The 18,823-nt window shown below is 71.9% G+C and carries 19 protein-coding genes and 1 pseudogene; 16 read left to right on the top strand and 4 right to left on the bottom strand.

Translation table 11 applies throughout. The annotated features are described in order from the left end of the window. The first annotated feature begins 100 nt into the window (after positions 1-100). From VFV21_RS04280 to VFV21_RS04260, 5 genes are all read left to right on the top strand, one after another. Positions 101-313: a DUF1289 domain-containing protein gene (locus tag VFV21_RS04280; protein WP_329668249.1), complete on the top strand. Its 213-nt coding sequence runs from the start codon at positions 101-103 to the stop codon at positions 311-313. 68 nt (positions 314-381) lie between these two features. Next, on the top strand, positions 382-2,349 hold the full coding sequence (locus VFV21_RS04275) for a S9 family peptidase (protein ID WP_329668248.1): 1,968 nt from the start codon (positions 382-384) through the stop codon (positions 2,347-2,349). 99 nt (positions 2,350-2,448) lie between these two features. Then, positions 2,449-2,940: a DUF4124 domain-containing protein gene (locus tag VFV21_RS04270; RefSeq protein WP_329668247.1), complete on the top strand. Its 492-nt coding sequence runs from the start codon at positions 2,449-2,451 to the stop codon at positions 2,938-2,940. A 30-nt stretch (positions 2,941-2,970) separates the two neighbouring features. Further along, positions 2,971-3,849 (top strand): DMT family transporter, encoded by an 879-nt coding sequence (locus tag VFV21_RS04265; protein WP_329668246.1) that lies wholly within the window; start codon positions 2,971-2,973, stop codon positions 3,847-3,849. Positions 3,850-3,908: 59 nt separating this feature from the next. After that, complete coding sequence (locus tag VFV21_RS04260) at positions 3,909-4,496, top strand: hypothetical protein (RefSeq protein WP_329668245.1); 588 nt, start codon at positions 3,909-3,911, stop codon at positions 4,494-4,496. A gap of 7 nt (positions 4,497-4,503) precedes the next feature. Here VFV21_RS04260 and VFV21_RS04255 read toward each other — a convergent pair whose 3' ends face one another. Continuing rightward, entirely contained in the window at positions 4,504-5,244 is a 741-nt protein-coding gene (locus VFV21_RS04255) for a DUF4197 domain-containing protein (RefSeq protein WP_329668244.1), read from the bottom strand. Positions 5,245-5,342: 98 nt separating this feature from the next. On the opposite strand from VFV21_RS04255, the gene VFV21_RS04250 reads away from it, so the two are divergent. The 3 genes from VFV21_RS04250 (at position 5,343) to VFV21_RS04240 (ending at position 9,309) form a co-directional block, all read left to right on the top strand. Next, complete coding sequence (locus VFV21_RS04250) at positions 5,343-6,065, top strand: HAD family hydrolase (protein ID WP_329668243.1); 723 nt, start codon at positions 5,343-5,345, stop codon at positions 6,063-6,065. Then, positions 6,062-7,864 carry an acyl-CoA dehydrogenase gene (locus tag VFV21_RS04245; protein WP_329668242.1) on the top strand — a complete coding sequence of 601 codons (1,803 nt, stop codon included), beginning with the start codon at positions 6,062-6,064 and terminating at the stop codon, positions 7,862-7,864. The genes VFV21_RS04250 and VFV21_RS04245 overlap by 4 nt, the downstream gene beginning before the upstream one ends. A 65-nt stretch (positions 7,865-7,929) precedes the next feature. After that, positions 7,930-9,309: a GGDEF domain-containing protein gene (locus tag VFV21_RS04240; protein ID WP_329668241.1), complete on the top strand. Its 1,380-nt coding sequence runs from the start codon at positions 7,930-7,932 to the stop codon at positions 9,307-9,309. A 4-nt stretch (positions 9,310-9,313) separates the two neighbouring features. Here the strand turns inward: VFV21_RS04240 and VFV21_RS04235 are convergent, their stop codons facing one another. Both VFV21_RS04235 and VFV21_RS04230 read right to left on the bottom strand, forming a co-directional pair. Further along, the gene (locus tag VFV21_RS04235; protein ID WP_329668240.1) at positions 9,314-10,078 is read right to left on the bottom strand and encodes a MipA/OmpV family protein; all 765 of its coding nucleotides are present in this window, start codon (positions 10,076-10,078) and stop codon (positions 9,314-9,316) included. 94 nt (positions 10,079-10,172) lie between these two features. Then, on the bottom strand, positions 10,173-10,835 hold the full coding sequence (locus VFV21_RS04230) for a TonB family protein (RefSeq protein ID WP_329668239.1): 663 nt from the start codon (positions 10,833-10,835) through the stop codon (positions 10,173-10,175). Between the two features lie 157 nt (positions 10,836-10,992). On the opposite strand from VFV21_RS04230, the gene VFV21_RS04225 reads away from it, so the two are divergent. The 3 genes from VFV21_RS04225 (at position 10,993) to VFV21_RS04215 (ending at position 13,307) form a co-directional block, all read left to right on the top strand. After that, the gene (locus tag VFV21_RS04225) at positions 10,993-11,445 is read left to right on the top strand and encodes a copper resistance protein NlpE N-terminal domain-containing protein (protein WP_329668238.1); all 453 of its coding nucleotides are present in this window, start codon (positions 10,993-10,995) and stop codon (positions 11,443-11,445) included. Continuing rightward, positions 11,442-12,611 carry a class I SAM-dependent methyltransferase gene (locus VFV21_RS04220; RefSeq protein ID WP_329668237.1) on the top strand — a complete coding sequence of 390 codons (1,170 nt, stop codon included), beginning with the start codon at positions 11,442-11,444 and terminating at the stop codon, positions 12,609-12,611. Before VFV21_RS04225 ends, VFV21_RS04220 begins: the two co-directional genes overlap by 4 nt. Positions 12,612-12,710: 99 nt before the next feature. Beyond that, positions 12,711-13,307: a hypothetical protein gene (locus tag VFV21_RS04215; protein ID WP_329668236.1), complete on the top strand. Its 597-nt coding sequence runs from the start codon at positions 12,711-12,713 to the stop codon at positions 13,305-13,307. A gap of 957 nt (positions 13,308-14,264) precedes the next feature. Here VFV21_RS04215 and VFV21_RS04210 read toward each other — a convergent pair. Next, a complete protein-coding gene (locus tag VFV21_RS04210; RefSeq protein WP_329668235.1) occupies positions 14,265-15,038 on the bottom strand; it encodes a glucose 1-dehydrogenase in 774 nt (257 codons plus the stop codon). A 112-nt stretch (positions 15,039-15,150) separates the two neighbouring features. Here VFV21_RS04210 and dusA point away from each other — a divergent pair, with 112 nt between their 5' ends. From dusA to VFV21_RS04185, 5 genes and pseudogenes are all read left to right on the top strand, one after another. Beyond that, on the top strand, positions 15,151-16,149 hold the full coding sequence (gene dusA / locus VFV21_RS04205; protein ID WP_329668234.1) for a tRNA dihydrouridine(20/20a) synthase DusA: 999 nt from the start codon (positions 15,151-15,153) through the stop codon (positions 16,147-16,149). Beyond that, positions 16,146-17,054: an arginine deiminase-related protein gene (locus tag VFV21_RS04200; protein ID WP_329668233.1), complete on the top strand. Its 909-nt coding sequence runs from the start codon at positions 16,146-16,148 to the stop codon at positions 17,052-17,054. Before dusA ends, VFV21_RS04200 begins: the two co-directional genes overlap by 4 nt. Before the next feature lie 129 nt (positions 17,055-17,183). Beyond that, positions 17,184-17,579, top strand: a complete 396-nt coding sequence (locus VFV21_RS04195; protein ID WP_329668232.1) for a hypothetical protein — start codon at positions 17,184-17,186, stop codon at positions 17,577-17,579. A gap of 60 nt (positions 17,580-17,639) precedes the next feature. Further along, positions 17,640-18,320, top strand: a complete 681-nt coding sequence (locus VFV21_RS04190; protein WP_329668231.1) for a response regulator transcription factor — start codon at positions 17,640-17,642, stop codon at positions 18,318-18,320. A 6-nt stretch (positions 18,321-18,326) separates the two neighbouring features. After that, positions 18,327-18,823, top strand: a pseudogene (locus VFV21_RS04185) (two-component sensor histidine kinase); the annotation flags it as partial.

Here is an 18,823-nt window from a genome sequence, read left to right as displayed (position 1 = left end):
GCGACCAAAAAAAGGGGTCAGAGTAAATATTTGTTTCAAACAAATATTTACTCTGACCCCTTTTTTGGATCCGTTTTTCCGTTGGGCGTAAGCTGGTTGCGTGGACAAGAACTCACCGCTGCCCGAATCGCCCTGCGTCCGCAACTGCTGCCTGGACGATGCCGACGTGTGCATCGGCTGCGGGCGGCACGTGGACGAGATCCTGCGCTGGGGCGCCGCCGAGGCCGGCGAGCGCGAGGACATCCTCGCCCGTGCGGCGGCCCGTCGCGCGGCGCGGCCGGCGCTGGTGTTCCGGGGGCCGGGCGGGGCATGACCTTCGGCTGATTGGGAAGTCGGCGGCGGCGGGCGTAGAGTCGGCCCACCGTCCCCTGGAGTCCCGCCATGTCGCTTGCCCGCCGCACCGCGCTTCCGCTCGCCATCGCCCTGGCCCTGTCGCTGGGGGCCTGCCAGCCGGCGCCGGCCCCGGCCGAAGGCGAGGCCGCTACGCCCGCCGCCGCTGCCGAAACGATCGCGCGCCCGGCCAAGCAGTACGCGATCGAGGACTTCGTGGCCTCCACGGGCGTCGCCGGCGCCTCCTTCAACGCCGATGAATCCCGCATCCTGTTCTCGTCCAACCGCCGCGGCGTCTGGAACGCCTACTCGATGCCGGTGGCCGGCGGCGAGTGGACCGACGTGACGCGCTCCGACACCGACAACAGCTACGCCGTGTCCTACTTCCCGGCCGACGACCGCGTGCTCGTCACCCGCGACCAGGGCGGCAACGAGCTCAACCACCTGTACGTGATCGAAGCCGACGGCAGCGAACGCGACCTGACCCCGGGCGAGGACCTCAAGGCCGACTTCCTCGGCTTCACCGCCGACGGCAGCGCCTTCCACGTCATCAGCAACGAACGCGACCCGCGCTACTTCGACGTCTACCGCTACGACAGCGCCAGCTACGAGCGCACCCGCGTCTACGAGAACACCACCGGCCTCGAGCCGGCGATCGTCTCCGTCGACGGAAAGTGGCTGGCCCTGTCGCAGTCCAACACCACCAACGACAGCGACCTGTTCGTGGTCGAGCTGGCCACCGGCCAGTCCACCAAGGTCTCCGAGCACGAGGGCCAGGCCGCGTTCAGCGCCCAGGACTTCAGCCCCGACGGCCAGTGGCTGTACTACACCGCTAACGACCAGGGCGAGTTCGCGCAGCTGCGGCGCGTGAACCTCGCCACCTGGGCGCACGAGCCGGTGCAGTCGGCCGACTGGGACATCGTCGCCGCCTACTTCTCGAAGAACGGCAAATACCTGGCCGTGGCCACCAATGTCGACGGCAGCACCCGGGTGAAGCTGCACGACGCCGCCACCGGCGCCGAGCAGCCGCTGCCGGCGCTGCCGGCCGGCGAGATCCGCGGCCTGCGCATCGCCGATTCCGAAACGAAGATGGCCTTCTACCTCAACGGCGACCGCCAGCCCAACGACCTCTACGTGCTTGAGTTCGGCGGCGAGCCGAGGCAGCTCACCACCTCGCTGAACCCGGCGATCGACCCGGCCGACCTGGTCGATTCCACCGTCGTGCGCTTCAAGAGCTTCGACGGCATGGAGATCCCCAATATCCTCTGGAAGCCGCACCAGGCCACGCCCGACGCCCCGGCGCCGGCCCTGGTGTGGGTGCACGGCGGCCCGGGCGGCCAGACCACGCGCGCGCATTCGGCGGTGATCCAGTACCTGGCCAACCACGGCTACGTGGTGCTGGGCATCAACAACCGCGGCAGCTCGGGCTACGGCAAGACCTTCTTCGCCGCCGACGACGGCAAGCACGGCCGCGAGCCGCTGTGGGACACGGTCGAGGCCAAGAAGTACCTGCAGTCGCTCGACTACGTGGACGACGAGAAGATCGGCATCATCGGCGGCAGCTACGGCGGCTACATGGTGCTGTCGGCGCTGGCCTTCCAGCCGGGCGAGTTCAAGGTGGGCGTGAACATCTTCGGCGTCTCGAACTGGATCCGCACGCTGGAGTCGATCCCGCCTTACTGGGAGTCCTTCCGCGAGGCGCTGTACCAGGAAGTGGGCAACCCCGAGACCCAGCGCGAGTTCCTGATGGAAACCTCGCCGCTGTTCCATGCCGACAAGATCAACGTGCCGCTGATGGTGCTGCAGGGCGCGAACGACCCGCGCGTGATCAAGCCCGAGTCCGACGACATCGTCGCCGCGGTCGAGAAGAACGGCGTGCCGGTCGAGTACGTCGTGTTCGACGACGAGGGCCACGGCTTCAGCAAGAAGAAGAACCAGATCGAGGGCTACGGCCGCATCCTGGCCTTCCTCGACAAGCACCTGCGCAACGGCGCGGCCACGCCGCCCCCGGCGCCCTGAGGCCGGCCGCGGGGGCGCCGGCCGCGGCCGCGCCCCCGTTCAGGCTCGCGTCGGGTCGGGTCGCGCTACCCTGTGCGGGCCGACGCCAAGGAGTCCGCCATGCCGCTTTCCCGATTCGTCCTGCTCGCCCTGCTGCTGGCGCCCGCGGCCCAGGCGGAGTCGCTGTACAAGTGCACCGGCGAGAAGGGCGCGGTCAGCATCCAGTCCGAACCCTGCCCGAAGGGCATGACCCAGGTGTGGAAGCGCGACACCGCGCCCGATCCCGAACCTACGCCCGAGCAGCAAGCGGCACAGGCCGCCGCGACCGAAGCCGAGGCCGCCCGTGCGGCCGAAGCCGCCCGCCTGGCCAACCTCGAGCGCCTGGCCGAACGGCTGGAGCGCGAGGAACAGGCACGCCGCGAGGCCACCGCCGAGCCGGCCGAGCGCCCCCCCACCAAGAGCGAATGCACCCTGGCCCACGAGTTCCAGGAGGCCACGCAAGGCATGCCCTGGCTGGAGCTGACGCAGTCGCAGCGCGAGCGCATCCGCAGCTGGGTGATCCGCACCTGCCGCGATCCGGACGGCCCGGTGTCGGACGCCACCGGCACCTGATCCGCGCCCGCCATGCCGCACAATGGCGGCATGGAATCCAAGACCAACCTGCGCGGCATCCTCGCGATGCTGCTGGCCGTCGGCCTGTTCTCGCTGATGGACGGCGGCCTCAAGCACCTCGCGGCGCACTATCCGCCGATGCAGGTGGCGGCGATCCGCGGCCTGTCCTCGCTGCCGCTGGTGATGGCGTGGGTGATCGCCACCGGCGGCGCGCTGGCCCTGCTGCGGATCCGCTGGCCGCTGCACCTGCTGCGCGGCGTGCTGTCGATCGTGATGCTGGCGGCGTTCGCCTACGCGCTCAAGCGCATGCCGCTGACCGGCGCCTACACGCTGTTCTTCGTCGCGCCGCTGATGATCACCGCGCTGTCGGTGCCGCTGCTGGGCGAGAAGGTCGGGCCGCGGCGCTGGACCGCGATCTTCGTCGGGCTGCTCGGCGTGCTGGTGGTGCTGCGGCCGACCGGCGAGGGCGTGATGACGCTGGCGGGGCTGGCGGTGCTGGTGTCGGCCAGCGCGTATTCGCTGTCGTCGATCCTGGTGCGCGTCCTGCATCGCACCGACAGCGGCCAGAGCATGGTGTTCTGGATGCTGCTGATGACCGGCGCGGGCGCCGCCGCCCTGGCCTGGCCGGACTGGCGGCCGCTGCAGGCCAGCGACGCCTGGGTGATCGCCGGCGTCGGGCTGAGCGGCTTCCTGGGCCAGGTCGCGATCACCGAGGCCTTCCGCAGCGGCGAGGCCTCGGTGGTGGCGCCGTTTGAATACAGCGCGCTGGCCTGGGGGCTCGGCCTGGACTGGCTGATCTGGCAGGCGCTGCCGGACGGCTGGACCTTCGCCGGCGCCGGCATCATCGTCGCCAGCGGCATCTACCTGATCCGGCGCGAGCGGGTGCACGCCGAGGCCGAGCATCCCTGACAGGTGGCAGCGCCGCGCGGGGCCGCTATGCTTCGGACACCGCCCCCTGGATCCACGCCATGACCCCTGTTTTCCGCGCCGCCCCCGGACTCGCCCTGCTGATCGGCCTCGCCGCCTGCAGCGACGAGGCACCGGCGCCCTCGGCCGACGAGAACATCGTGGTCACGCCCGCCCAAACCACGGGCCTCGACTGGAGCCGCTGCCGCCTGCCCGGCGTGGCGCTGCCGGTACCGGGCAAGCTGTTCGTGGTGGACGGCGGCGAGCCGGGCGAGCTGGCCGAGCCCGGTCGCGAAACCATCCGCCGGGTCGAGGTGGTGGTGCCGGGCGAGGTCGCCCTGCTGCTCACCGCGCCCGACGCCAGCGCCTGGGCCGTGCGCGTGTCGCCGGAAACCAGGGTCACCGCGATCTTCGCCAGCGGCGACCTGCCGCAGCGCATCACCGGCCAGGGCCTGGGCCCCTCGCGGCTGGAGCGTTCGGCGGCGATGGGCGATGCCTGCGGGCGCTACTGGTTCGCCGCCGAACCCGGCGCGACGCTGGCGGAAGCGACGCAGGCGGTGTTCGGCCGCCCGCATGACGCACGCTACACCCTGGTCGCGGGCCAGGTGATCATCGGCGGCAGCGAATTCCAGCCCGAGCCCGAGCGCTGAGCCGCGCTCAGCGGCCGCCGAACACCTTCTTCAGCAGCGCGGTCGAACGCTGCGCGGGGTCCTCGCGGATCCCGCGCTCCTGTTCGGCCACCACCGCGAACAGGCCGTCGAGCGCCTCGTCGGTGACGTAGCGGTCCAGGTCCACTGCCTCGCTGCCGCCCAGTGCGGCGAGCAGCCCGCTGTTGCGGCCCACCAGCGCCTTGTAGCGCTGGGTGACGCCGGCCTGCGCGGTGGCGTTGCTGACGATCGGCAGGAACTCGGCCCGCAGCCGGTCCTCGGTGACGCGGCGGAAGAAGCGGGTGCCGGCATCGGGCTCGCCGCGGACGATGTCGAGCGCATCGCGCACGGTCATCTGGCGCACCGCGTCGGCGAAGACGTCGGCGGCGAGCGGCACGGCCCTCTCGGCGGCGCGGTTCATGGCGAGCTCGAACTCGTCCACCTTCCTGCCGGCGCCGAGCTGGCGGGCGGTGTCGGTGAGCTTGCGCAGTTGCCCCGGGGCGCGGATGCGCAGGCCCTCGTCGCCGTAGAAACCGTCCTGTTGCCCGAGCTGCAGCACGGCGCGCTGCACGCCCTGGGCCATGGCTTCGCGGATGCCGCCGGCGGCTTCCTGCTCGGTGACGGCGCCGCCGCGGTTGAGGCTGCGCTTGAGCCGGTCCTTCCAGTCCTCGGCCTGCGCGGTGTGGACGGCGCCGGTGGCCAGCACCAGCAAGGCCAGGGCGATCGAGACGGGTTTCAGGACGGGGGTCATGGCGTGCTCCTCGGCGGGCGGCGGCCGCCATCATGACGCATCGCGGGGCGCGCTGCCGGGCGGGTAGACTGCCCCCTTCCCTGCGATGGTCCACACCCATGATCGAACTGATCGGCTTCGACGGCGACGACACGCTCTGGCACAGCGAGCTCTACTACCGCGCGGCCAACGAAGCCTTCGAGGCCATCGTCGGCCGCTACGTCGACCTCGCCGACGCCCGCCTGCACGACCGCCTGCTGGCCACCGAGCGCGCCAACCTCAAGCTGTTCGGTTACGGCGCCAAGGGCATGACGCTGTCCATGCTCGAGGCGGCGTTCGAAGTCACCGGCGGCCGCATCGGCGCCGCCGACCTGCACCGCATCGTCGGCATCGGCAAGGAGGTGATGACGCATCCGGTGGAGCTGCTGCCCGGCATCCGCGAGGCGGTGGAGGCGGTGGCGCGCGAGCTGCCGGTGGTGCTGGTGACCAAGGGCGACCTGTTCCACCAGGAGGCCAAGGTCGCGGCCTCGGGGCTGGCCGATCTGTTCAGGCGCATCGAGATCGTCTCCGAGAAAGACGCGCGGTCCTACTCGCGCGTGCTGGCCGAATTCGGCGTCGCGCCCGACCGCTTCGCGATGGTCGGCAACTCGCTGCGCTCGGACATCGAGCCGGTGGTGCGGCTGGGCGGCTGGGGCGTGCACATGCCCTACGAAGTGACCTGGGCGCACGAACTGGAGAACGGGCTCGAGCCCGCGCACCGCGAGCGCATCGCCACCGCGGACGCGCCGGCGGGCATCCCGCGGGCCGTGGCTGGGCTGCGGGCGAAGGCGGCCATGGCATGAGCGCACACGTTCCCTTCGACCGCCGCGACCTCGACTTCCTGCTGCACGAGGTCGAGGGCGTTTCCGCGCTGTGCCGCCACCCGCGCTTCGCTGATCACTCGCGGGAAACCTTCGACGCCACGCTGGATGCCGCCGCGGAACTGGCGATGGCGAAGTTCGCCAGTCACAACCGCGCGTCCGACCTCAGCGAGCCCCACTTCGTCGACGGCCGCGTCAAAATACTTCCGGCGGTGAAGGACGCGCTCGACGCCTATGCCGAGGCCGGCTTCAGCGCGCTGCTGGCGGACGCGGAGGAGGGCGGCATGCAGCTGCCCTACACGGTGGCGCTGGCCTGCGATGCGATGTTCGCGGCGGCCAACGTGTCCACCGCCGGCTACGCGCTGCTGGCGCGCGGCGTTGCCAACCTGCTCCGGGCGCACGCGACGCCGGCGCAGTGCGCGCGCTACCGCACGCCGATCCTGCAGGGCCGCTTCCTGGGCACGATGTGCCTGAGCGAGCCGCAGGCCGGCTCCTCGCTGGGCGACATCCGCACCCGCGCCGAGCCCGCGGGCGACGGCCACTATCGCCTCAGCGGCGCCAAGATGTGGATCAGCGGCGGCGAGCACGACCTGTCGGACAACATCATCCACCTCGTGCTGGCGCGCCTGCCGGATGCGCCGCCGGGGGTGAAGGGCATCAGCCTGTTCATCGTGCCCAAGTTCCGCGTCAACGACGACGGCACGCTGGGCGCGCGCAACGACGTGCAGCTGGCCGGCGTGAACCACAAGCTCGGCCAGCGTGGCATCGTCAACACCTTCCTGAAGTTCGGCGAGCGCGGCGACTGCTTCGGCGAACTCGTCGGCGCGCCGCACCAGGGCCTGGCGCAGATGTTCCACATGATGAACGAGGCGCGCATCGGCGTCGGCGTCGGCGCGATCATGCTCGGCAGCGCCGGCTACCGCTACGCGCTGCAGTACGCGCGCGAACGCCGGCAGGGCCGCCATCCCGACCAGAAGGACCCGGCCTCGCCGCCGGTCGCGCTCATCGAACACGCCGACGTGCGGCGCATGCTGCTGCAGCAGAAGGCCCGCGTGGAGGGCGCGCTCGGCCTGGCGATGCACGCGGCGACCCTCGTCGATGCGCACGACCAGGATCCCGACCCGGCGCGCCGCGCCGAGGCGCACCGGTTGCTGGAGCTGCTGACGCCGGTGGTGAAGGCCTGGTCCGCCGACGCCTGCCTGGAGGCCAACGACCTCGCCATCCAGGTGCTCGGCGGCTACGGCTACACGCGCGAGTATCCGGTCGAGCAGTGCTGGCGCGACAACCGCCTCAATCCCATCCACGAGGGCGCCAACGGCATCCAGGCGCTGGACCTGCTGGGCCGCAAGGCGATGATGGACGGCGGCGCGGCGCTCAAGGCGCTGCTGCGCGAAATCGCCGCCACCGCCGCCGAGGCCGGCAAGGTGCCGGCGCTGGCCGAGCACGCGCTGGCGCTGGTGCGCGCCGCCGGCCTGGTGGCGCGCACCACGGGCGTGCTGGGCCAGGCGATGGCGCGTGGCGAGGTCCGGCTGGCGCTGGCCAACGCGTCGCGCTACCTGCGCCTGGTGGGCCACGTGGCGATCGCCTGGATCTGGCTGCGGCAGGCGCGCGTGGCCAGCGCGGCGGCGCCGGCCTCGGCCGCCGACCGCGATTTCTACGCCGGCAAGCTGGCGGCCTGCCGCTGGTTCTTCGTGCACGAACTGCCGACCATCGAACACGACGCGGCCCTGCTGGCCGCGCTCGACCGCTGCGCGCTGGACACCCCGCCGGACGTGCTGTGAGCCCGCTAGGCGGCGCGGTGCCGCTGGGCTAGGCTGGTTCCGGGGCGTTCCCGGAGGGAGGTGGCGTGGAGCAGGCAGCGAGGCGCACGTCGAACCCGCGGGTGGTGGCCGGCTTCCGTCGCGTGGCCATCGGCGCCGCGCTGTTCTCGATGGCGGTCTCGGCCATGGTGCTGCTCGGCTGGTGGCTGGACAGCGAGGCCATGAAGTCGGTCTTGCCCGGCCAGGCCACGATGAAGATCAACACCGCGATCGGCGTGGGCACCTGCGGCCTCGCGCTGCTGGCCTGCCAGTGGCCGCGCACGCGCGGCGGGCCGGCCTCGGGCCTGCTGTCGCTGTCGGTGCTGGCGCTGGGCCTGGCGACGATGGCGCAGTTTGCCTGGGGCATCGACCTCGGCATCGACACGCTTTTCCACGAGGACCCGGAGGCGCTCGAGCGCGGCCGCATCCCGGGCCGGATGTCCGAACTGACCACGCTCGCGTTCGCGCTGCTGGGCCTCGCGGGCCTGGCCCACTGTTCGCCCCGGCGGCTGGGGCTGGCGCAGGCCTGCGCCCTGGGCGTCGTGCTGATCGCGCTGTACGCCATGTCCACGTACGGCTACCAGATGGCCTCGCCCACCTCGGTCACGCCCTTCTTCCCGGTGGCCATCCACACGGCCCTGGTGCTGCTGGTGCTGGCGCTGGGCTGGCTGGCCGCGCGCCCGGAGGAGGGGATGATGCGCGTGCTGTCGTCCGGGAGTTTCGGCGGCGTGCTCACGCGGCGCGCGCTGCTGCCTTCGCTGCTGATCCCCAGCGTGCTGGCGTTCGGGGCGCAATGGCTGCAGTCGAACGAGGTGCTGACGCCGCAGGCGACGCTGACCCTGCTGGCCGTGGCCTCGGGTGGCCTGGTCGCGTGGCTGGTCTGGTCGGTGGGCGCGCTGCTCGATCGCATCGAGGGCGAACGGCAGCTGGTGCGCGGCCTGCGCGAGGATGCCCACACCGACGCCCTGACCGGGCTCGGCAACCGCCGCGCGTTCCAGCAGGCGATCGAAGGCATGCTGCTGCAGCGCCGGGAGCGCGACAGCGACTTCGCGCTGCTGATGATCGATATCGACCACTTCAAGCGCTACAACGACAGCCACGGCCATCCGGCGGGCGACGACGTGCTGCGGCTGGTGGGCGTGGCGCTGCAGGCCGCGCTGCGGCCGGGCGACGTGGCCGCGCGTTTCGGCGGCGAGGAGTTCGCGGTGCTGCTGCCGGGCATCGGCGGCGCGCTGGCGGTGAAGGTGGCCGAGCGCATCCGCCGCGACCTCGAGCGCACCGCGTGGCCTTACGAGCCGGTGACGGTGAGCATCGGCGCGGCCCAGGCCACGCACGACGAGGAGCCGGCACACCTGGTGGCGCGCGCCGATGCCGCGCTTTACCGCGCCAAGCGCGAAGGCCGCAACCGCGTCGTGCTCGACGCCTGAGCGCTTACTCCCCGGGCGACCAGCCCAGGCCGATGAACACCGAGGTCGGGTTGTCGTCGCCGACGATCGGGCTGTTGCTCACTTCCGACGGCAGCCACGGGTGGCTGGCGCGCGCGAACAGGGTCCAGCGCGGGCCCAGCTTGCGCTGCACCAGCAGCGAGACGTCCGGGATCACCGCCGCCTCGCCCTGGTAGGCCGGCCGGCCGGGCAGGGCTTCGCCGGCGCGCACGCCGTAGTAGTAGTCGATCATGTCGTCCGACTGCCAGCGCACCGATGCACCCGGCACGAAGGTGAAGCCGCCGGCGCGGAACAGGCCGCTCCAGGACAACGCCGCCTCGTAGCCGCCGCTGCGGTCGAGCGCATCGGCCGACAGCGCGGCCTCGACCACGCCGACCTTCTTGATGGTCCAGGCGGAGGCGACGCCGAGGTCGAGCGAGAACTTGCGCTCGGCCATGCCGGCGAGAAAAGCCGAGTCCTTCGGGTCGTAGCCGTCGGTGCGCGCCTGGGCGAAGACCGCCAGCTCGTGCGTGTCGGTGTCGCGCAGTCGCCAGCCGCCGCGCAGGCCGCGCAGGTAGCCGCGCTCGCCCTCGAAGCGGACCAGCGGCACCACCAGCAGGCCTTCGTCGAGGCCGACGTAGGGCGCGTCGCGATCGGCGGCCAGCACGCCGAAGGTCCAGCGCGGCGGCGGCTGGCGCTGGCCCTCGGCCGGCTGGGCGAAGGCGGGCGCGGCGGCGAGGAGGAGGGCGCAGGCGAGCAGGGGCTTGTTCATGGCGGTCACCGGTTCGGGGTTCACCCATTGTGAAGGCGAACCGTCGAACCGGTGTGAGCGGGCCGTTCAGGGCCCGCCCGTTCCCGCCGGCGGTTCAGGGCAGGTTGAAGCCGATCGGCACCAGCGCATACGCCGCGATCGGGCGGCCCTGGCGGGTGGCCGGATGGAAGCGCCACTTCGACAGCACCTGTTCGCGGGCCGCGCGGTCGAGCTCGCGGTGGCCGCTGCTGGTCTCGACCGCGACTTCCTTCGGCCAGCCCTGCTCATCCACCAGTACCCGCAGCAGCACCGTGCCGGTGTCGCCGTTGCGCAGCGCCTGGCGCGGGTAACGCGGCGGCGGGTAGACGTCGTAAGCCAGCGTGGCGAGCTGGGGCGGGCCGGGCTCGAAGCTGTCCTCGACCGGCGGGCCCGGGTCCACGGCGACGGCTTGCTCGCTGCCCTCGTCCATGACCGGCGGGGAGTCGATCACGGGCACCGTGGTCTGGACCGGATTGGTCACCGGCGTCGGGCGCGGGCGTTCGATCACCGGCTGCTCGGGCGGGGCCGGCATCACCTTGATTTCCTCGGGCGGCACGAACTCCGGCAGCACGGTCATGCGCTCCACCCGGGTCGGCTTGGCCGGCGGCGTCCAGGTGCTCGGCACCAGCAGCACCGCGAACACCGCGGCGTGGAGGGCGATGGCCAGCGTGTTGCCGGCGATGCGCTTGGCATCCACGTCGGCGAAAGGCGAGGGCTGGGGCAGGCTGCGCTGGATCATGGGACACCTCCGGTGCGGGTTGGCACTGCCTTCAACGCGCGGGGTCGGCAAACGGGGTTGCCGGACGCGATCCGGCGCGCGGCTACCACGCGGTCCGGATAAGAACCTAAGATGAGGCCGTAGTCCGGAGGCCCCGATGGTTGCGAAATTCCGAGGTTTGCCTGCGTTCGTCCTGCTGGGCCTGGTGGCCCTGGCCGGGTGCGGGCGCGAGGGTGGGGACGCGGCGCCCGCGCCGCCGGCGCCGGCCCAGGCCGAGAGTGCGCCGGCGCACGAGGCCGAGGCCTTCGACCGCAGCTGGTTGGGCGTGCTGCCCTGCGCCGACTGCGACGGGATCCAGACCCGCCTGCAGCTGCGGGCCGACGCCGACGGCGCGCGGTACCTGCTGGAGGAAACCTACCTGGGCGGCGAGGGCAACCAGCAATTCCTGCAGGAAGGGGAATGGCGCGAGGAGACCGTGCAGATCAACGGCGCGCCGGCGGTGGTTTATCGCCTGGACCCGGACGGCCCGGCCCGCTGGTTCTGGCTGCAGCCCGACGGGGCCCTGGAAATGCTCGAGGCCGAGGGCCGGCCGGCCGTGGATGGCGTGCTGTACCGGCTGCAGCGGCTGTGAGCGACCTGGCGGGCCTGTGGGCGCAGGCCGACCGCCTGTGCGACGACCCGGCCCTGCGCGAAGCGGTCTGGCGCCACTGCGGCTTCCTGCCGCCGGGCGTCGGGGCCGACCGCGTGAACCTGCGCATCCATCCGGGCGACCAGATGCTGGCGCACTCGCTGCGCCACCACGGCGAGGCGAATGCCTCGTTCGCCCAGTACTTCAACGTGGCCCTGCAGCAGTACCACGCGGCAAGGCAGGTGATGGCGGCGCTGTTCGGCGAGCGCGCGGCGCAGGCTGACGTGCTCGATTTCGCCTGCGGCTACGGCCGGCTGCTGCGCTTCCTCTCGCTGGCGCACCCGGCGGACCGGCTGCTGGCGGCCGAGATCCAGCCCGAGGCGCTGGTGTTCGTGCGCGATGCCTTCGGCGTCGCCACCGTCGCGTCGCCGGCGGATCCGGCGCTGTTCGAGCCGGGGCGCCGCTTCGACTTCATCTGGGTAGCGTCGCTGTTCTCGCACCTGCCGCCGTCGCTGTTCGAGGCCTGGCTGCGCCGGCTGCACGCCTGCCTGGCGCCCGGCGGCGTGCTTTGCTTCAGCGTGCATGACGCCTGGATGGTGCCGGGTGGCCAGCCCTTGCCGGCGTCCGGTTTCCTGTTCCATCCGGAAAGCGAGAACGCCGACCTCGACAGTGCGCTGTACGGCACGATGTACGTCTCCGAAGGCTACGTCGCCGACGTGATCGCGCGGACGTGCGGCGAAGGCCACGGCCACCACCGCATCCCGCGCGGGCTGGCGCACGAGCAGGACCTGTACCTGGTGGCGGAGGCGCCCGGCCGCGACTACGCCGCGCTGCGCGCGTTCCGGCGCGGCCCCTGGGGCTGGGCCGACGAGCGCCGCCGGCTGCCCGACGGGGAACTGCACCTGCGCGGCTGGGCCGCATCGCTGGACGACGGTGCGCTCGATGCCGTCGAGATCACCGTGGAAGGCGAGCGCTTCGCCTGCGCCACCGGGGGGCTGCGTGAAGACGTCGCCCGGGTGCTGGGCGATGCCCGCCTGGCGCGTTCCGGCTGGGAGTTCCGGCACCGCCCGGCGCCGGGCCCCGGCCCGGTGCGCGTCGCGGTCAGCGCCGCCACGCCCCGGGGCGAGCGTGCGCTACTATTCGCCGGCCACTTCGACCGCCCCGGCTGACCTGGCGCCCCGGGCGACCGGATTGCCGCCAGGCTCACGCGGCATTCAGCGCCTGGCGGCACACTGCGCCCCGTAGCATCCCTCACCAAGGAACCCGCCATGAAGACCCTGATCGCCGGCAGCCTGCTCACGCTCTCCCTCGTGTTCTCGGCGGGTGCCCACGCCATCGTGGACAGCTTCGCCATCGGCTTCAGCCCGCGCACGGGCGACGTGGCCGTGGATGCCCAGCTGGGCGACATCAACGTGTTCGCGCGCGGCAACACGGACGGGTTCATCGACGACGTGGTGGTCAGCTACGGCGCGCCGCGTTACCTGGTGCGCGAGTACTACGTCGACCGCCGCTGGGCGCCCGGCGACATCTACTACGCCTGCGCGCTGGCCTACCAGCTCGGCCGCCCGTGCCTCGAGATCCTCAACATCTACGAGCGCGACCACGGCCAGGGCTGGGGTGCGATCGCGCAGCGCCTGGGCATCAAGCCGGGCTCGCCGGCCTTCCATTCGCTGAAGGGCCGCGTGGGCCAGGGCCACGGCAAGATGCGCGGCAACGGCGGTGGCCGTCCGCAGGCGCAGGGTGGCGGCAGCGCGCGCATGTCGGCGGCGCCCGGCCCCGGCAACGGCGGTGGCCGCCCGGCCCCGGCCGGCGGTCCCGGCGGCGGCCAGGGCAAGGGCAAAGGCAAGGACAAGGGCGGCCGCTGAGTCGCCCCCTGCATCCGGACGAAAAGGGCAGCCCGTTGGCTGCCCTTTTTTTTCGGACCGAGGGTATGGCGCCGGCGTCACCGGGAAAGCGAGGGTCGCTTTCTCCTCCGTGAAGCCTTTATGTCGGAGAAAGCGACCCTCGCTTTCCCGGCGCCACCGGTGCATGGCGGCGTGGGTGCCCAACGGAAGGCCCGGGGCCACGCGCTCCGATGCTTGCGCGTGCAGATCACCGACCAAGGCGCGGCATCTTTCTCGCGTACCTGGCTTGGCTAACCAGCGCAATTCAAGTGGCTGCAGACGGCCTATCGCGCGCGTCCCTCCGGACGCGGAATGTCACCTTCTGGCCAGCTTGGAAGGTGGCCAGTTCGAAGCACCTATCCGCCCGGCGGCGGGGGTGGGTGCGAGGCGTAGCGCCTCGGCCCATGCTTTTCCGATGGCGCCCCGGCAATTTATTGCGCTCTCGCTGGGCCCGAGCAACGAAGCGCTTGAGCCCTCAGCTTTCCTCAAGAACCATCGAGTGCCCATGCCGTGGCGACGGAGCGGTCGGAAAAGCGTGGACCGACAAGAGCCGCCAAGGCCCCACACCCGCCGCCGGGCGGATAGGTCTCCCAATCTGGCCACCTTCCGGGCTCGCGCCGGCGCAACACCTCGCGTCCGAAGGGACGCGCGCGATGGGCCGCAGCGGAGTTCAGGGCGCGAACGGGTTAATCAGGCAAGGTCCGCGAGAAAGATGCCGCGCCCTGGTCCAGATCCCGCACGCGCAAGCATCGGAGCGCGCGGCTGCGGGCCCTTCGTTCACCAAACCAGATGTCACGCACCGGCGACGCCGCGGAAGCGAAGGTCGCTTCCTGCGAAATAAAAGTCTTCACTGAGCAGGAAGCGACCTTCGCTTCCGCGGTGGCGCCGGCACCGAGACGACCTTCGCTTCCGCGGTGGCGCCGGCGCCAGCATCACGAATCAGCGCGCGGTGTAGCCGCCGTCGATGGCCAGCTCCGCGCCGGTGACGAACTTGGATTCGTCGGAGGCCAGGTAGACGATGCCCCAGGCGATGTCGTCGACGTCGCCCATGTGGCCGAGCGGATGCAGCTCGCCGACCGCCTTGCGCGCGGCGGCGATGTCGGTGGCGCCGCTGGCCTTGAGGTGGTTCTCGACCATTGGCGTCCAGATGTAGCCGGGGTGCACCGAGTTCACCCGGATCTTGTCGGCGGCGTAGCAGAGCGCGTCGGTCTTGCTCATCAGGCGCACCGCGCCCTTGGAGGCGTGGTAGGCGGGCACGTCGGGCGCGCCGACCAGGCCGTAGATCGAGGAGAGGTTGATGATGCTGCCGCCGCCGGCCGCCTTCATGTGCGGGATCGCGTGCTTGCAGCAGAACAGCACGCCCTTGACGTTCACCGCCTGCACCTTGTCCCACTCGGCCTCGGTGATCTCGTGCGTGAGCTTGGTCGAGCCCGAGATGCCGGCGTTGTTGACCAGCACGTGCACGCCGCCGAATTCCGCCGCAGCCGCGTCGATCGCTTTCTTCACCGCGGCTTCGTCGCTGACATCGACGTGCCAGTAGCGGGCGCGGGCCCCCTTGGCGCGCAGGGCGGCCGCAATGGCCTCGCCCTCGGCGTCGTGCAGGTCGAACAGCGCGACCGCGCCGCCTTCCCCGGCCAGCCGCTCGGCGCAGGCCTTGCCGATGCCGAGCGCGGCGCCCGTGATGATGCAGACCTTGCCCTGGACCCGGTTCATCGCGCTTCTCCTGAGGGGGGATGGCGCCAGTGTGCCGCCGTGGACCGCGGTCCGTTTTGACGCAGGTCATCCCCGGCACCGGCGGGGCGCCGCGAGCCGGTAAACTGCCGCGATGATCCCGCTGCCCGCCCCCGAAGCCACCCGCCTGACGGTGGCGCCGATGATGGACTGGACCGACCGGCATTGCCGCGTCTTCCACCGCCTGCTGGCGCCCAACGCCCGGCTTTACACCGAGATGGTGCACGCGCAGGCGGTGATCCACGGCGACCGCGACCGGCTGCTGGGCTTCGACCCGATCGAGCACCCGGTGGCGCTGCAGCTGGGCGGCAGCGACCCGGCGCACCTGGCCGAGGCGAGCCGCATCGGCGCCGACTGGGGCTACGACGAGATCAACCTCAACGTGGGCTGCCCCTCCGACCGCGTGCAGGCCGGCCGCTTCGGCGCCTGCCTGATGCGCGAGCCGCGGCTGGTGGCCAAGTGCGTCGCCGCGATGGCGGCCGCCTCGCCGGTGCCGGTGACGGTGAAGTGCCGGCTGGGCGTGGACGAGATGGAGGACTACGAGGTCTTCCTGGCCTTCGTCGATACCGTCGCCGCGGCCGGATGCGGCCTGTTCGTGGTGCATGCGCGCAAGGCCTGGCTGCAGGGCCTGAGCCCGAAGGAGAACCGCGAGATCCCGCCGCTGCGCTACGACTGGGTGCACCGCCTCAAGCGCGAGCGGCCGAAGCTGCGCATCCTGCTCAATGGCGGCCTGGCCACCGTGGAGGACGCGGTGGCCGCGCTGGACCACGTGGACGGCGTGATGATCGGCCGCGCCGCCTACCACGAGCCCTATCGCCTGCACCTGATGGACCAGGCGATGTTCGCGCCGGGCGCGCCGCCGCGCGACCGCGCCGAACTGCTGCGCTCCCTGCGGCCCTACATCGAATCGCAGCGCGCGCGCGGCGTCGCGCTCAAGCACGTCAGCCGGCACCTGCTCGGCCTCTTCCACGGGCAGCCCGGCGGGCGCGCGTTCCGGCAGGTCATCAGCGAGGGCGCGCCGCGCCCGGGCGCGGGCTGGGAGCTGATCGAACAGGCGCTGGCGATGACCGTGCGCGCGGGGCGCGCCGCATGATCACGCGCGACGCCGACGCCTTCGTGGCCCACGCACGCGCGCTGGCGCCGGACTTTGGCCCGGGGTGCGCGTCGGCGGCCTTCCTGGTGACGCCCGAGGGCTTCGCGCTGGCCGAGCAGTCGGCGAGCGACAACGCCTACATGGATCTGTCGGCGGCGGTCGACCCGGCGCGCGCGCTGGCCCAGCACCGCGGCCTGCAGCGCGCGCTGGCGCAGGACCTGCCGGTCATCGCCTTCCCGGGCGATCCCGAGGCGCCCGACGGCCTGTTCCCGAACAATGTCTTCGCCACCGCGCCGGGCCGGCTGATGGTCGGGCGCATGCGCCACCCGGTGCGCCAGCGGGAGGCCGAGCGCATGGACATCCGTGGCTTCTTCCGCGCCATGGGGCGCGAGGAACACGACCTGCGCGACCGGCCCGGGGTCTGTGAACTCACCGGCTCGGTGGTGGTCGACCGCGCCCGCGGCATCGCCTTCGCCGGCCTCGGCGAGCGCTGCGACGAAGCGGGCGCCGCGGCCCTGCACGACGCACTCGGCCTGCGCGCGACCTTGCTGTTCGACCTCGCGCCCGGCGAGTACCACGCCAACGTGGTGATGAGCGTGCTGGCCGGCCGCGCCCTGGTGGTCTGCCCGGCAGGCTTCGCCGACCCCGGCGTGGCCGCCGCCATCGCGGGCCTGTACGCCCCGGCGGTGGTGGTGCTGGATCCGGGGCAGAAGGCCGCCTTCGCCGGCAACTGCATCGCCCTCGCGCCCGGGCGCGCCTGGTTCAGCGCGGCCGGCGCCGCGGCGCTGCGCGACGACCAGCGCGCCGTGCTGGCCGCCGCCGGCTTCGAGGTCGGCGCCGTGCCGCTGGATGAAATCGAGAAGGCCGGCGGCTCGCTGCGCTGCTGCGTGGCGGAAATCTACTGAGTGCTGAACCCCGCCCGCGGCCAAGTACTTGAAGGGCTTAGGGTTCAGAATGGATTCACCGCATCCCGCCCAGACTTCGCCGCATGGTCCGGCTGGCTAGCGGACCCCCTTGGAGCTAGTATCCCGACGATGCCGACCGTCCTTCGCCCCGTGCTGCTGCTGATCGCCTTCGTGGCGATGGCGCCCGTGCAGGCGCAGGACCAGGCGCCGCGCCCGAGCCAGCGCGACGACGCCGGGGCCCGCGTCCGCCAGGTCGAGCGCGACGGCGGCCGGGTGCTCCAGGCCGAACCGATGCAGCGCGGCGGCCGCCAGGTCTATCGCCTCAAGGTGCTCACCCCGGAAGGCCGCGTGCGCGTGCTGCAGGACCAGGACATGTCCCCGCGCGCGCCGCCGCGCGAGGCGCGGTTCCAGCTCCGCGAGCGCGAAAGCCGCCGGGACAGCCTGATCCGCCCGCGTGCCCCGGTCCGAAGCGAACCCGTTGCCCCGCCCCCGCCCGGCGACGAGATGCCGCGCGAGCGCGACTGATTCGATCCCGTTCCTGTTTTGCCTGCCCGCAAGGGTCGGCCCCTGTCGAAAGGAGACGACATGCGCGTACTGCTGGTCGAGGATGAAGCCCCGCTGCGCGAGACCCTGGCTGCGCGCCTCAAGCGCGAGGGTTTCGCCGTGGATACCGCCGGCGACGGCGAGGAAGGCCTGTACCACGGCCGCGAAGTGCCCTTCGACATGGCCATCATCGACCTCGGCCTGCCGAAGATGTCGGGCATGGACCTGGTCCGGGCCCTGCGCTCCGAGGGCAAGAAGTTCCCGATCCTGATCCTGACCGCGCGCTCCTCGTGGCAGGACAAGGTCGAGGGCCTGAAGTCCGGCGCGGACGACTACCTGGTCAAGCCCTTCCACGTCGAGGAGCTGCTGGCACGCATCAACGCGCTGCTGCGCCGCGCCGCCGGGTGGAGCAAGCCCTCGCTCGAGTGCGGCCCGGTCAAGCTCGACCTGTCGGCGCAGACGGTCACGGTCGGCGGTGCGTCGGTCGACTTGACCAGCTACGAGTACAAGGTGCTCGAGTACCTGATGTTGCATGCGGGCGAGCTGGTCTCGAAGGCCGACCTCACCGAGCACATCTACCAGCAGGACTTCGACCGCGATTCCAACGTGCTCGAGGTCTTCATCGGCCGCCTGCGCAAGAAGCTCGATCCGGACGGCGAGCTGAAGCCGATCGAGACCGTGCGCGGCCGCGGCTACCGCTTCGCGATCCCGCGCAACGAGTAAGCGCCCGTGGCGATGGTGCGCCGCCGCCTCTCGCTGCAGGCGCGCCAGCTCTTGGCCGCGGGCCTCGCGCTCGTGGCCTTCCTCGGGCTGACCGGCTACGCGCTCGACCGCGCCTTCTCGGAGGCCGCGCTGACCAGCCAGCGCGAACGCCTCGAGAACTTCGCCAAGGCCTACCTCAACGGCGCCGAGGTGCTGCGCTCCGGCGCCATCGTGATGCCGCAGGTGCCGCCGGATCCGCGCTTCGACCGCCCGGGCAGCGGCCTGTACGCCGGCGTGGTGGGCGAGGGCCTGCGCTGGGAGTCGGCGTCCTCGCTGGGCCGCATCCTGCCCCCGCCCGAGGCCGCGACGCCGGGCGCCGGCCGTTTCGACGGTCCCCTGCAGGCCACCGAGGCGAGCGGACGAAGCATCGCCGTCTACCGCTACTCCCTGACCACCATCTGGGAGACCGGCCGCGGCGATCTTGAATTGACCCTCGCGCTGTACGAGGACGCCGGCTACGTCGC

It is taken from the genome of Arenimonas sp., from assembly GCF_036275555.1.
Taxonomy (GTDB): Bacteria; Pseudomonadota; Gammaproteobacteria; order Xanthomonadales; family Xanthomonadaceae; genus Arenimonas.
Note: the sequence above shows the minus strand (reverse complement) of the source record. Positions and strands in the feature narration are given on the sequence as shown.

What these genes read in the sequence shown, in the direction of transcription:
- VFV21_RS04215 (WP_329668236.1), top strand. Translation starts at nt 12,711, where the DNA reads ATGAAGACCCTGATCGCCGGCAGCCTGCTCACGCTCTCCCTCGTGTTC.
- VFV21_RS04275 (WP_329668248.1), top strand. Translation starts at nt 382, where the DNA reads ATGTCGCTTGCCCGCCGCACCGCGCTTCCGCTCGCCATCGCCCTGGCC.
- VFV21_RS04235 (WP_329668240.1), bottom strand. Translation starts at nt 10,078, where the DNA reads ATGAACAAGCCCCTGCTCGCCTGCGCCCTCCTCCTCGCCGCCGCGCCC.
- VFV21_RS04200 (WP_329668233.1), top strand. Translation starts at nt 16,146, where the DNA reads ATGATCACGCGCGACGCCGACGCCTTCGTGGCCCACGCACGCGCGCTG.
- VFV21_RS04210 (WP_329668235.1), bottom strand. Translation starts at nt 15,038, where the DNA reads ATGAACCGGGTCCAGGGCAAGGTCTGCATCATCACGGGCGCCGCGCTC.
- VFV21_RS04260 (WP_329668245.1), top strand. Translation starts at nt 3,909, where the DNA reads ATGACCCCTGTTTTCCGCGCCGCCCCCGGACTCGCCCTGCTGATCGGC.
- VFV21_RS04265 (WP_329668246.1), top strand. Translation starts at nt 2,971, where the DNA reads ATGGAATCCAAGACCAACCTGCGCGGCATCCTCGCGATGCTGCTGGCC.
- dusA (WP_329668234.1), top strand. Translation starts at nt 15,151, where the DNA reads ATGATCCCGCTGCCCGCCCCCGAAGCCACCCGCCTGACGGTGGCGCCG.
- VFV21_RS04255 (WP_329668244.1), bottom strand. Translation starts at nt 5,244, where the DNA reads ATGACCCCCGTCCTGAAACCCGTCTCGATCGCCCTGGCCTTGCTGGTG.
- VFV21_RS04190 (WP_329668231.1), top strand. Translation starts at nt 17,640, where the DNA reads ATGCGCGTACTGCTGGTCGAGGATGAAGCCCCGCTGCGCGAGACCCTG.
- VFV21_RS04230 (WP_329668239.1), bottom strand. Translation starts at nt 10,835, where the DNA reads ATGATCCAGCGCAGCCTGCCCCAGCCCTCGCCTTTCGCCGACGTGGAT.
- VFV21_RS04195 (WP_329668232.1), top strand. Translation starts at nt 17,184, where the DNA reads ATGCCGACCGTCCTTCGCCCCGTGCTGCTGCTGATCGCCTTCGTGGCG.
- VFV21_RS04250 (WP_329668243.1), top strand. Translation starts at nt 5,343, where the DNA reads ATGATCGAACTGATCGGCTTCGACGGCGACGACACGCTCTGGCACAGC.
- VFV21_RS04270 (WP_329668247.1), top strand. Translation starts at nt 2,449, where the DNA reads ATGCCGCTTTCCCGATTCGTCCTGCTCGCCCTGCTGCTGGCGCCCGCG.
- VFV21_RS04245 (WP_329668242.1), top strand. Translation starts at nt 6,062, where the DNA reads ATGAGCGCACACGTTCCCTTCGACCGCCGCGACCTCGACTTCCTGCTG.